The sequence below is a fragment of the Vibrio sp. 1562 genome (assembly GCF_033340155.1).
GTDB lineage: Bacteria > Pseudomonadota > Gammaproteobacteria > Enterobacterales > Vibrionaceae > Vibrio > Vibrio alginolyticus.
The window spans coordinates 14,603-27,807 of the sequence record NZ_JAWOVY010000029.1 but is presented as its reverse complement, the minus strand read 5'-3'; the positions used below and the strand labels follow the sequence as shown (position 1 = coordinate 27,807).

Here is a 13,205-nt window from a genome sequence, read left to right as displayed (position 1 = left end):
TTTTTTATGCCTGTATTACTGAAATGGTGTGTCTTTCATACAGCGTTCCATGTCGTAATATTCAACACGTCCTCGAGCTCCTAGAAAGGCAGACTTCACAACCATGCCTCTATCAATGAAGTAACTAAGCTGTACGCATGATATATCGTAGCTGAGTTCTTTAATTCTCGCTGGAATCCAGTAGGTTCCTGGCGTTCTTAGACGCTGAGTAAAGGTAATAACACCCTCGTCACTGACTTCTAGCTCTTCAATACCATCCAGTTCATTTTTGGCTGATTCGATGATGTCTTGATTCGCCGTAGGTTGAAGTGGCTCACTGGCGGTCAACTGACACCCCGCTATCAAGCCAAGTAGGGAGAGAGCTAGCACACTGCGTTGAATTGTTTTCATTTGTCGTTCCTGGGTTTACAGCTAATGAGATCTTATTGTCTCGCGCAGGTGTTATATCTTTTGTGTATGTTTTTGGCTAGTGAGTAATGAAAAGTTATTGAATAAATCATGAAAACTTTGAAGTATGAGGGGCCTGTATAAGAGAGAACGAAGCGAGTAATAGATTCTTGGGCTTGAACAGTGATACAAGTGAAAATTAAAGCATTCTAAATTAGTGACTAATTATATTTTTTATTTGTAACAGGAACGGTTGGGTTAATAAGCAACTCAACAAGTGATGTATTTTCTACTCCTTAACATGAAGTGAAAAAGTAAACTGAGTAATCAATCTAAATTCTGACTTGTTTATCAATAGCGCTCTGTATTTATTACAAAAAATGTTTGAATGGGATGCTCTGGCATATTTTCTTATATTCACATGTGATTCATTTCACGGCTTTAATTACTCATTCTTATTTATTTCATAAATAAACCTGATAGTAGACGCAAATGGCAGGCTCTAACCAGAGCTAAGTTTGCATTTACATAAATATCAGGTATGACAATGGACACGTTAATCAAACCCTCAATACTCGCATTAACCATCGCCAGTGCACTTAGTGCAAACGCGAACGCAGAGATTATTATTTCCCAATACGTAGAAGGCGGCGCTTATAATAAAGCGGTAGAGATCGCTAATACGGGTGATACTGCGGTGACACTCACTGGCTACGAGTTGGCGAAATCATCAAACGGTGGTGGTACTTGGGGTAGCACATTCGACCTTAGCCAAGTGACGCTACAAGCTAACCAAGTGTATGTACTGGCGCATGGTGACGCGAGCGATACCATCAAAGCTGTCTCGGATATCACAGATAAAAGCGTTGCGAACTTTAACGGTGACGACCCGATCGCACTGCTTAAAGATGGTGAAGTGCACGACATCATCGGTGTGATGGGTGACGTAGATTTTGGTAAAGACACCACATTAGTTCGTAACAGTGATGCACTAACCCCTTCTGCTACTTATGATGCATCTCAGTGGACGGCATTTGAGAAAGACAACATTGACGGCCTTGGTGAGCTAAATGCGACTGAGCCACCAGCACCATTCGCTTGTGAAGTAGACGGTCAGCAACCTAACTTCACTACCATCCAAGATATTCAAGGTGAAGGCGATACATCTCCATTCATTGATGGTTACCCATACATTACTGACGAAGATCATTTCGTAACTGGTGTCGTGACTGCTGTTACCACTGGCCTAACCAAAGGTTTCTACCTACAAGCACTAGAAAGTGACAACAACGACAAGACCTCAGAAGGCTTGTTCATTCATACCGATGCGGCAGATACGGAGCTAAAAGCTGGTGACGTTGTTTGTGTTAAAGGTAAAGTTCAAGAGTACTACAGTAATACTCAGCTAGCTTCTGATGCTAACAGCTATGTGAAAACAGGCACATCGGATATTCCTCGAGTTACCGATCTTGTTATCAAAGAAGGTGAAACACTACGTGATGCGCTAGAGCGTCATGAAGGCATGCAAGTTGAACTAACTTCGGCAAGTGACTTGTTTGTAACTCGCAACTTCTCTTACGACTACGATTCACGTCGTAACAACATGATGCTGTCTCATGAAGCGCCACTGTTTAAGCCGACTCAATTGCACGCTGCAGAGAGTGATGCAGCCGTTAAGCTAGCAAAAGACAACGCAGCGAACCGCGTATACCTAGAATCTGACGGCAAAGCACCAAACGGCCAAATTCCTTACTACCCTGACTTTGCAAAAGATGCAGATCAAGATGGCTCTTCTGAGCAGCACATTCGCCTTGGTTCGCGAGTCGAAGGTCTGCAGGGCGTCGTGGCTTACAGCTACAATGAATACCGCCTGATTGCGACCAATGAAGTTGATAACACCAACTTCGTGACTTCAGGTGAAGGCTTCGACGTGGCTCGTAAAGATGCTCCAGCGATTGCGGATTCAGATTTGCGTATCGCCAGCTTCAACGTACTGAACTACTTCAACTCTGTGGCTGACAGTGGCCATGAAAACCCAACCGGACAAAACCGTGGTGCGACTAACCTAGATGAGTTCCTGATCCAACAAGCGAAAATCGTTGCGGCGATGAACAAGATGGACGCTGACATCATTGGTTTGATGGAAGTCGAGAACAACGGCTTTGGTGACAGCAGTGCAGTGAAGAACTTGGTTGATGCATTGAATGCTGAAATCGAAGATGCAGAAGATCATTACACTTATGTTGAAATCGCGGATCAAGACAAATACCAAGACGAATACTTTGGTAGCGATGCGATCATGGTGGCGATCCTATACCGTGCAAACGAAGTGACGCCAAAAGAAGCGGCGAAAGTGATTGTGACGCCAGAGCAGCACATCGAAGAAAACACCATTACGCGTGGTGACGATGCGGAAGGCAACCCAGCTTACGACAAATACCAACGTCATAGCTTGCTACAAACCTTCACGGTGAAAGAGACAGGTAAAGATCTGTCTGTTGTTGTTAACCACTTCAAATCGAAAGGTTCTGAATGTATTGAAGAGTGGATTGCGGGCGTAGAAGACTCTGAGCCAGCGGATCTGCAAGGCAACTGTAACAACTTCCGCGTTTCTGCTGCGCACGCAGTGGGTGAAGCGTTGAAAGAGGTGAAAGGCGATGTATTGCTCATGGGCGACCTCAATGCTTATGGCATGGAAGACCCACTTCTGACACTGACTGATTACTCGAAAGAGAAATACGGCCGTGACATTTATACTGCTGCTTACACAACCATTGGTGATGGTGAACTTCAAGTAGAGAAGACCAAAATTGAAAAAGGTTACGGTCTGCACAATTTAAACACGTTGCTGCACGGCACTGATACGTTTTCTTACACCTATTCGGGCGAGCTGGGTAATTTGGACCACGCATTGGCAAGCAGCAGCCTAGCGCAAAAAGTGGTAGCAATTGAAGATTGGCACATCAACTCACTAGAGAGTAACTTGTTCGAATACAGCAGCAAGTACACAGGTGATATGCCGAAGTACAAAGATGCGTTCTCTGCCTCTGACCACGATCCAGTGATCATCGCGATTGATTTACCAGATGATGACATCGATTTACCTAAAGCAGGTGACAACTTAGCCGTCGATGTCCGTTTACCACCAACGGCGGTTGTGGGCGATATTGTTACGGTGAACTTAACGCCATCCACACAAGCGGCTGCGGCAAGCAGCGATACGAAAGCTTACTCGGCTAGCCAAACCTTAGTTCAAGCTGATATTGATGCGCGTAGCGTGAATATTGAGTTTGAACAAACGCCAGAGCAAGGTAATTATCAGTTAGAAGAGAAAGTGACTGACTCGACAGGTAATATCGTGAAGTTTAGCTCTGTTCGTGATGTTTCAATGACGCAAACTGAAGCTGGAACAGAAGGGTCGAAGGATTCAGATGGTGGTTCGTTTGGTTTTGGTGCTCTATTTGCGCTGCTAGGTCTCGGCTTATTCCGTCGTCGCCGCTAAGCGAATTTACTTCCTGACAAACAGTTCCTAAATAACTGTAAAGACCAAAGGCCAGCCTATGCTGGCCTTTTTATTCAGCAAAAACTTGCCTTTCTTGCTTGGTATAGCAAAATACCGCCCTTGATTGTCACGAACGTGGCGATTCACTACGTAAGCATTGCCAAAACGGATTGGAGCAACCGACCCTTTATGTTGTTGATCATCGATAACTACGACTCTTTTACCTACAACCTTTACCAATACTTCTGCGAGCTTGGTGCAGACGTAAAGGTGGTGCGTAACGATGAAATCGATATCCAAGGCATTGAGGCGCTCAACCCAACTCATTTGGTGATCTCGCCAGGGCCATGTACGCCGAACGAAGCAGGTATTTCACTGAAAGCGATAGAACACTTCGCTGGTAAGCTTCCAATATTGGGTGTTTGCCTTGGCCATCAAGCGATAGCGCAAGTGTTTGGGGGTGAAGTGGTACGTGCACGACAAGTGATGCACGGTAAGACCTCACCGATTCGTCATAACGGTCGTAGTGTGTTTAAAAATCTGAATAACCCACTCACGGTAACCCGTTATCACTCTCTTGTGGTGAAAAACGGTACTTTACCCGACGTGTTTGAACTGACTGCATGGACAGAACTGCCGGACGGAAGCATGGATGAAATAATGGGTTACCAACATAAAGCCTTGCCAATTGATGCGGTGCAGTTCCACCCAGAATCAATCAAAACTGAGCAAGGTCACGAGTTGCTTGCGAACTTTTTAGCACGCAAAGCGATCTGATCGCGATCACTTTTCTTAACAAATCATTCATCTTTTTGCTGAGGTGAGCAGATTGCAAAACTATGCGATTCTCTCGAGTCTCTTTGTCTATTCATGTCTTTTTAAACCTTCTATCCCCTGTATTACATAACATTTATAAAAAATCACTTCTCTATTTTACTTTCTTGATGCATAAATAGTCATAAGCAGTGATTAATGGAAGTTGCTTTCGAGAACGAAAAGAATAAATCACTATTGAAATGGTTAATTAAATGTAAATACAATGCCGCAATAGCTTAAATGCAAAACATTATTTGCTGGCAAAGAGAGCCGGTTAAATTCGCTTATCTGCTACGCATGCGGTATCAAGAAGGAATGTGCAATGACAACGGAAATTAAAGTAGAGCGCGGTTTATTCGATGAGGTAATGGTACCTTGCTATAACCCGATGGAAATGATCCCTGTTAAAGGTAAAGGTTCACGTGTTTGGGATCAGGAAGGTAATGAATACATCGACTTTGCTGGTGGTATTGCAGTGAGCTGTCTTGGCCATTGTCATCCAGTAATGGTAAACGCACTAACAGAGCAAGCTAACAAGCTTTGGCACTTAAGTAACGTTATGACGAACGAACCAGCCCTTCGTCTGGCGAAAAAGCTAACAGAAGTGAGTTTTGCTGAGCGTGTGTTCTTTGCTAACTCTGGCGCAGAAGCAAACGAAGCCGCTTTGAAGCTGGCACGTCGTTATGCAGCAGACGTTCATGGTACTGAGAAATCTGAAATCATTGCATTCAAACAAGGTTTCCACGGTCGTACATTCTTTACCGTAACGGTTGGTGGCCAAGCGGCATACTCTGACGGCTTCGGTCCTAAGCCAGGCGACGTGACACACCTTCCTTACAACGATATCGAAGCTTTACAAGCACACATGTCTGATCGTACTTGTGCGGTCATGATGGAGCCATTACAAGGTGAAGGCGGCATCGTGCCACCAACGCCTGAGTTCGCTCAAGCGGTTCGCGAGCTGTGTGACAAACACAACGCCTTACTGATCTTCGATGAAGTGCAAACTGGTAATGGCCGAACAGGTAACTTCTACGCTTACCAAGGTTTAGGTATCACGCCAGATATTCTAAGTACTGCGAAATCACTTGGTGGCGGTTTCCCAATCGGTGCAATGCTAACGACAGCAAAATTGGCAGAGCACATGAAAGTGGGCACTCACGGTTCTACATATGGCGGTAACCCACTAGCGTGTGCGGTTGCAGAAGCGGTTGTAAATGAAGTCACTAAGCCAGAGGTTTTGGCTGGTGTACTAGAACGCGAAGCAATGTTCCGTGAAGGTCTAGAGAAGATCAACGCGAAGTACAACATCTTCTCAGAAGTGCGCGGTCAAGGCCTATTACTTGGCGCTGCACTAAATGAAGAATGGCAAGGCCGTGCGCGTGACGTGCTGGTTGCTGCAGGTAAACAAGGTCTCATGGTATTGGTTGCGGGTGCCAATGTCGTACGTTTCACACCATCACTCGTTATCACACAACAAGAAATTGAAGAAGGCTTGGCGAAACTGGATAAAGCGATCGCGACTTTAGTTTAAGCGCGATATCAGTTTAAACGTCAACGCAGACACCCCCGTCAAGGATCTCTGATGGGGGAATTGTTCCTACAATATAGTTAGGATCTTCTTGCATCTGGAGGGAGTATTGATGCTAGTAGTTCGCCCTATCGCGATGTCGGATTACGACGCACTGCACACTTGTGCGGTGGAGTCTGGTCACGGATTTACATCTCTACCGGTTAACGAAGAACTGTTAACCAATCGAATCAAACATTCAGAGTACAGCTTTGGTAAGCCAGATGTGGCAGAACCAGGCGATGAAGGCTACCTGATGGTTGGCTTTGACTCTGAAACGGGTGAGGTTGCGGGTACCACCGGAATCGAAGCATCTATCGGCTGGGATGTCCCATTTTACTCATATCACATTAGTAAAGTTGTGCACTCGTCGCCAAAGCTTGGCGTTAACAACGTCGTTAAACTGCTTACTTTTGGTAATAACTACACGGGTAACAGCGAAATTTGTACCTTGTTCTTGCGTGAGAAATTCCGCCAAGGTCTGAATGGTCGTCTAATGTCGAAGTGTCGTTTCCTAATGATGGCAGAGCACCCAGAGCGCTTCTCTGAAACGATCTTTGCGGAGATGCGTGGCGTTTCAGACGACGAGGGTAATTCACCATTCTGGCAATGGCTTCAAGAGCATTTCTTCTCTATCGATTTCACTCTTGCAGATTACCTGACAGGTATCGGCAAGAAAGGCTTTATCGCCGACTTGATGCCGAAACTGCCTATTTACATCAATCTGCTCAGCCCAGAAGCGCAAGCCGTGATTGGTCAAGTACATGACAACACGCGTCCAGCGCTGAAGCTGCTTGAGCGTGAAGGTTTTACCAACCGAGGCTACGTCGACATCTTCGACGGTGGCCCAACGGTTGAGTGTGATCTGCGTAATATTGAGTCGGTACGTCATTCATTCCGTGCGCAAGTCAAAATCTCTGAACATTCCAGCACACAAGACTTCTTGATGTGTAATTCATCTTTCGAGAACTTCCGTGCGACAGTCACTAAAGCGGCGTATGACGCAGAAACACAAAGCGTGATGATTGCACCAGACGTTGCGGATGCACTTTCGGTTGAAGAAGGGGATTTCGTTCGCCTTCTTCCGCAGTAACAGACGACAGAATTTAAGGATAGAAACAATGACACATTGGATTGCAGGTGAGTGGGTACAAGGTCAGGGTGAAGCATTTACGTCTCTGTCGCCGTACAACCAAGAAGTAATCTGGCAAGGCAAAGGTGCAACGGCAGAGCAGGTGAACCAGGCGGTATCTGCAGCGCGTGAAGCGTTTATTGACTGGAAAAAGCGTCCATTTGCAGAGCGTGAGGCGAACGTGTTGGCTTTTGCTGAGAAAGTAAAAGAGAACAGCGAAAAAATCGCTGAAGTGATTGCCAAAGAAACCGGCAAGCCAATCTGGGAAACACGTACCGAAGCGGCAGCGATGGCAGGTAAAATTGCGATTTCTATTCGCGCTTATCATGACCGCACTGGTGAGGCGAGCCGTGAAGCAGCAGGCAACCAAATCGTATTGCGCCACCGCCCATTGGGCGTGATGGCGGTGTTTGGTCCTTACAACTTCCCAGGCCACCTACCAAATGGTCACATTGTGCCTGCGCTATTGGCTGGTAACACGGTAGTCTTCAAACCGTCTGAGCAAACGCCATGGACGGGTGAATTGGCAATGAAGCTATGGGAAGAAGCCGGTCTGCCGAAAGGCGTGATTAACCTTGTCCAAGGCGCGAAAGAAACTGGTATCGCCCTCGCTGACGCTAAAGGCATTGATGGCGTACTGTTTACGGGTAGCGCGAATACGGGGCATGTATTACACCGTCAATTTGCGGGTCAACCGGGCAAGATGCTCGCACTAGAAATGGGTGGTAATAACCCGATGGTGATCTCTGATAAATATGGTGATTTGGATGCCACGGTTTACACCATCATCCAGTCAGCGTTTATCAGTGCTGGGCAGCGTTGTACGTGTGCTCGTCGTTTGTATGTGCCATTGGGTGAAAAAGGCGATGCGCTTATCACCACACTCATTGAAGCGACACGCAATATTCGCGTAGACCAACCATTTGCAGAACCTGCGCCATTTATGGGACCGCAAATTTCGGTCGCGGCAGCCAAGTTTATTCTTGATGCACAAGCTAATCTACAGTCTCTTGGCGGTGAAAGCTTGATTGAAGCGAAAGCAGGAGAGGCGGCGTTTGTTTCTCCAGGCATCATTGATGTAACGAACATTGCTGAGTTACCAGATGAAGAGTACTTCGGCCCACTTCTGCAAGTGGTGCGCTACGAAGGATTAGACAAAGCCGTGGTGCTAGCAAACGATACGCGCTTTGGCTTATCTGCTGGTTTGGTTTCAACCGACGACCAAGAATGGGAATACTTCGTTGACCACATTCGTGCAGGAATCGTGAACCGTAACCGCCAGCTCACTGGTGCAAGCGGTGATGCGCCATTTGGTGGTCCGGGGGCGTCGGGTAACTTGCGCCCAAGCGCTTACTACGCAGCAGATTACTGTGCGTACCCAATGGCATCAATGGAAGGTCAAGAGACTGTCTTGCCTGCAACATTGAGTCCAGGTGTAGCGCTATAAGTTTTAATAATAGAGTCGCAACTATGCATTGCGGCTCACCTTGCCGGCGCATCATTTAGGTATGGGTTGTAGTGATCGTTGGCAGAACACGAAAAGTGAGCAAAGACTCGGAAAAGCGTGTTGACTGACTGGCATTTACCGTCACAGGTTGATGGTTGCTCGTTCATTATTCTGGACAACTTTTGTTGTGAACGAGCAGCCAACTTCCGCTTACCTTTAAACTCTACATCTCGTAACAAGGAGTCGTTATGACGCCCGATGTGTTATTTGAATCGCTATGGCAAGATTACATTCAACGTCTTTGCCCTTCGGCGGCTAAAGTGCATCAGCTGCTTCAAGAAGATGAGCCTCTGATTAATGATCATATAGCTTTACGTACCTTCAATATCGCGCCTCTTGGTATTGAAACTCTAGCTAAGCCATTTGTAGCTATTGGTTACAAGGCGTGTGGTGATTACGTTTTCGAAAGCAAAAAGCTGGTTGCTAAGCACTATGAGCACCCAGATCCGAAGCAACCTAAAGTCTTTATTAGTGAGCTAAAAGTTGAAGAGTGCTCGTCTGAGCTACAAGAGATTGTGAAAAATTTGGTGGCACAAGTCGATGCTGACAAGCTGAACGATAGCGCATTCTTACATGGTGGACGCTTGTGGGATTTAAGCTTTGCTGATTACCAAACGTTGGCTAAAGAAAGTGAGTACGCATCTTGGCTTGCGGCGCATGGTTACGGAGCAAACCACTTCACGGTGAGCGTTAACCAGCTCAATGAATATGAAGAAGTGAAGCAGGTAAACGATCATCTGCGTACCGCTGGGTTTACCATTAATGAAAATGGTGGTGAAGTGAAGGGCACTCCTGAGGTGTTGCTAGAGCAGTCATCGACCATGGCAGATAAAGTAGCGGTTCGTTTTAGCGAAGGCACTGAAATTATCCCTGGCGGGTTTTATGAATTTGCTAAGCGCTATCCGATGGAAAATGGTGATTTGTACCCAGGTTTCGTGGCCGCTTCAGCTGACAAAATCTTTGAAAGTACGAATAGCTAAGTTTTAGGGTTAACCTGTTAAGCTTACTCATTAGTGTTCGCTGCACCCTATCTCATTTGGTCATGAGCAAATAAAAAGCCACCAATGTTGCCATTGGTGGCTTTTATAATTTTGTTCGTGTCACTCTAGTTTGAGATTAACGAGTACCGTAAACCACGATGGTTTTACCGTGAGCAGAGATTAGGTTCTGCTCTTCTAGCATCTTCAAGATACGACCTACTGTCTCACGAGAACAGCCAACAATTTGACCGATTTCTTGACGAGTGATCTTGATTTGCATGCCGTCTGGGTGAGTCATTGCGTCTGGTTGTTTTGCAAGGTTCAGAAGCGTCTGAGCGATACGACCAGTTACGTCTAGGAACGCCAGGTCACCCACTTTTTGGCTAGTTACTTGAAGACGACGAGCCATCTGCGCAGAAAGACGCATTAGGATGTCTGGGTTTACTTGGATAAGCTGACGGAACTTCTTGAAAGAAATTTCAGCAACTTCACAAGGAGATTTAGCACGAACCCAAGCTGTGCGCTCTTGGTCTTCCTCGAATAGACCAAGTTCACCAATAAAGTCTCCTTGGTTTAGGTAAGAAAGGATCATCTCCTTACCTTCTTCGTCTTTGATAAGAACCGCAACAGAACCTTTAACGATGTAGTACAAAGTTTCTGCCTTTTCGCCCGCGTGAATTAGCGTGCTCTTTGAAGGGTACTTATGAATATGACAGTGTGAAAGAAACCACTCTAATGTTGGGTCGGTTTGAGGTTTACCTAGAACCATAATATCTCACTTCCTCTGCAGGGTACGCTTGCGCTATCCATATTTTAGCTAAGCCTGAATTAGGCCTACTAGAATAAGAGCACTTTTTATATGCTGCAAGCTCTCTTGTGTTTCGGTAAGAAATAGTATCCTTTTTCGAAAACGATTTCTTGATTTTAATCGTGCCATGATTGAGATTTTGTAAGCAAAACTGTGCACATGATCACGGTATGAAAAGTAAACATCTTCGCAGGCAGGTTTTTAGCCAATTTTCCCTGTTTCGATGAGCTGTTGTAGGATAGGCCGAACTATGAGCTCCATTGCAAAGCTCATCTTACCGCCGGGTACGACAATCGTGTTGTGGCGTGACATGAATGAGCCATCAATCATGGCCAGCAGATATGGGAAGTCGACATTCTTGATACCGCGTAGGCGAATCACCACAAAACTCTCATCCAAACTAGGGATGCCTTTTGCATTAAGTGGGTTGGAAGTATCAACGGTCGGTACGCGCTGGAAGTTGATGTGAGTACGAGAAAACTGCGGAGTGATATAGTTGAGGTAATCGTCCATGGATCGCACGATTGAGTCCATTACCGCTTCACGCGAATGGCCGCGATCGCGAGTGTCACGTACGAATTTTTGTATCCACTCTAAGTTCACAATCGGCACCATGCCGATTAAGAAATCCACATGTTGAGCAACATTAACATCGCCATCGACCACGCCACCATGTAACCCTTCATAAAACAGCACGTCGCTGTTTTCGGGTAAGTCTTGCCACGGTGTAAACGTGCCTGGCATTTGATTGTAGGGAACCGCTTCGTCAAACGTGTGCAGATAACGGCGCACGCTGCCAGTGCCGTCATGCCCGAACTTACGGAAAAACTCTTCTAACCCCGGGAAGTCATTAGCTTGTGGGCCAAAGTAGCTAATGTGTCGACCTTGCTCGCGGGCTTTGCGAATTTCGATGTCCATTTCTGGGCGAGTAAAGCGATGGAAGCTATCGCCTTCAACCCATGCGGGTTTAACGTTCATCATATTGAACATTTTACGGAAGGCTTCAGATGTAGTGGTCGTGCCGGCACCGGACGAACCAGTAACCGCAATAATTGGGTGTTTAGCTGACATGACAAACCTTGTCGAAAATTACTTACCTGTAATGTGCAGTAGAGTTACTACTGCACGGTCGATATCCCACTATAGCACGTAACAATACCTTGTCATCGAGTGGGATACGGTAAAATGTGAAGGGTCTAAAATTTTGTTTTATGTTGAATATCGACGGTTTCGTGTAGCTCAGAGAACACGATAACCGCTTCACCTTTTTCCAATTGAGCTTTAACTTGATCAATTTTGTCTTGCAAAGAAACCTCGACGGTTCCGTAATCCGTTCCTTCGCGTAAGACGAATTCACGAATTAAGTTTTCCAATGTTTCCGGCGCAATGTCTTGCCATGGAATGATCATAAATACCTCTAACTTTTATGATGAGCGGCTAGTTTACTGCGTTCGTTGCTTGGATACAGCAGAAAGGTAATCTGCGGCGATACTTTCGTAATACGCGGGCAGCGCTTCCTCCAACCAAAACTTAGGTTTTAACGCCGTTCCTGTTAGGAAGCCAACATGGCCACCGTGTTCAAAGAGACGGTAATCAATGTTATCTGGCAGAACAAACTTCGGGATCACATCGTCGGTCATGAACGGATCGTCTTTGGCATGGATGATCAGTGTGGGTAGCGTGATTTGCTGTAGTTTACTTAAGCCAGAGCATTGGTCGTAATAATCTTGTGCGTCTTTGAAGCCATGCAATGGTGCGGTAATCAAATCATCGAATTCATACAATCGTGTGACACGTTTTATTGAGTTGTAGGACAGCGCAAGCTCGCCATGCAGTAGATGATGCTTTTGTAACGCGTTACGTTTCAGTGAAGAAAGCAGATAACGGCGATACACTTTTGAAAAGCCTTGTTCTATACGGTTTGCACACGCCGCTAGGTCTAAAGGCGCTGAGATAATAGTCGCTGCATTCAAAATAGGGTGATCTTTATATTGGGCTAAATAATTCGCCAACATGTTACCGCCAAGAGAAATACCAACTGCAACTTTGGGATTATCAGGAAAACGTTGTTCAAGGTGCTCTAGGAAGTAACGAGCATCCGTCACTTCACCCGAGTGGTAAGCTCGTGCTTTTTTGTTTGGTTTACCGCTGCAGCCACGAAAATGCATCATCACCGACAGCCATCCAGATTGAGCAAATGCATTCATTAACCCATTGGCATAAGGGCTATAGAAGCACCCCTCTAATCCATGAAATAAAACAAAAATCGGCTTTTTTTGTGCAGGCTCTTGGGTTGGGTCCTCGCTCCACGCGAGATCGAGAAAGTCGCCATCGGATGTATCGAGGGTTTGCCAAATCGGCGTAAATAACGCTTTTTTGCGAATAAAACGCGGCAAAAGCGTTTGGAGATGCGGGTTTTTGATCCCGGCGGCTGCGAAAAATTGTGTCATACCTAACTGCTCTTATGCGGTCCTTCGGTGTCCGTTGAAGAACTTATTAATAT

At 45.9% G+C, this 13,205-nt stretch carries 11 protein-coding genes; 6 read left to right on the top strand and 5 right to left on the bottom strand.

Features of this window, described 5'->3' with window-relative positions; genetic code table 11:
• Window positions 1–15 precede the first annotated feature (15 nt).
• On the bottom strand, window positions 16–390 hold the full coding sequence (locus R7Z49_RS20930; RefSeq protein ID WP_064354374.1) for a hypothetical protein: 375 nt from the start codon (window positions 388–390) through the stop codon (window positions 16–18).
• A 544-nt stretch (window positions 391–934) separates the two neighbouring features.
• Here R7Z49_RS20930 and R7Z49_RS20925 point away from each other — a divergent pair.
• From R7Z49_RS20925 to R7Z49_RS20900, 6 genes are all read left to right on the top strand, one after another.
• Window positions 935–3,889, top strand: coding sequence for an ExeM/NucH family extracellular endonuclease (locus tag R7Z49_RS20925; protein WP_064368821.1), 2,955 nt, complete (start codon window positions 935–937; stop codon window positions 3,887–3,889).
• 189 nt (window positions 3,890–4,078) lie between these two features.
• Window positions 4,079–4,666, top strand: coding sequence for an aminodeoxychorismate/anthranilate synthase component II (locus R7Z49_RS20920; protein ID WP_031780782.1), 588 nt, complete (start codon window positions 4,079–4,081; stop codon window positions 4,664–4,666).
• Window positions 4,667–5,027: 361 nt separating this feature from the next.
• The gene (locus R7Z49_RS20915) at window positions 5,028–6,239 is read left to right on the top strand and encodes an aspartate aminotransferase family protein (protein ID WP_064354372.1); all 1,212 of its coding nucleotides are present in this window, start codon (window positions 5,028–5,030) and stop codon (window positions 6,237–6,239) included.
• A 109-nt stretch (window positions 6,240–6,348) separates the two neighbouring features.
• Complete coding sequence (gene astA / locus R7Z49_RS20910; protein ID WP_005381422.1) at window positions 6,349–7,368, top strand: arginine N-succinyltransferase; 1,020 nt, start codon at window positions 6,349–6,351, stop codon at window positions 7,366–7,368.
• Window positions 7,369–7,396: 28 nt separating this feature from the next.
• Window positions 7,397–8,854, top strand: coding sequence for a succinylglutamate-semialdehyde dehydrogenase (gene astD / locus R7Z49_RS20905; RefSeq protein WP_318111979.1), 1,458 nt, complete (start codon window positions 7,397–7,399; stop codon window positions 8,852–8,854).
• A 248-nt stretch (window positions 8,855–9,102) separates the two neighbouring features.
• Window positions 9,103–9,894, top strand: a complete 792-nt coding sequence (locus R7Z49_RS20900) for a DUF1338 domain-containing protein (RefSeq protein ID WP_053350708.1) — start codon at window positions 9,103–9,105, stop codon at window positions 9,892–9,894.
• 136 nt (window positions 9,895–10,030) lie between these two features.
• On the opposite strand, the gene crp is transcribed toward R7Z49_RS20900, so the two are convergent.
• The 4 genes from crp to R7Z49_RS20880 form a co-directional block, all read right to left on the bottom strand.
• Window positions 10,031–10,663 (bottom strand): cAMP-activated global transcriptional regulator CRP, encoded by a 633-nt coding sequence (gene crp / locus R7Z49_RS20895; protein WP_005381432.1) that lies wholly within the window; start codon window positions 10,661–10,663, stop codon window positions 10,031–10,033.
• Between the two features lie 240 nt (window positions 10,664–10,903).
• Window positions 10,904–11,773: a phosphoribulokinase gene (locus R7Z49_RS20890; RefSeq protein ID WP_005381434.1), complete on the bottom strand. Its 870-nt coding sequence runs from the start codon at window positions 11,771–11,773 to the stop codon at window positions 10,904–10,906.
• Window positions 11,774–11,898: 125 nt separating this feature from the next.
• A complete protein-coding gene (locus R7Z49_RS20885; RefSeq protein WP_005382815.1) occupies window positions 11,899–12,111 on the bottom strand; it encodes a YheU family protein in 213 nt (70 codons plus the stop codon).
• Window positions 12,112–12,144: 33 nt separating this feature from the next.
• Entirely contained in the window at window positions 12,145–13,152 is a 1,008-nt protein-coding gene (locus R7Z49_RS20880) for a hydrolase (protein WP_033907159.1), read from the bottom strand.
• Window positions 13,153–13,205: the final 53 nt, after the last annotated feature.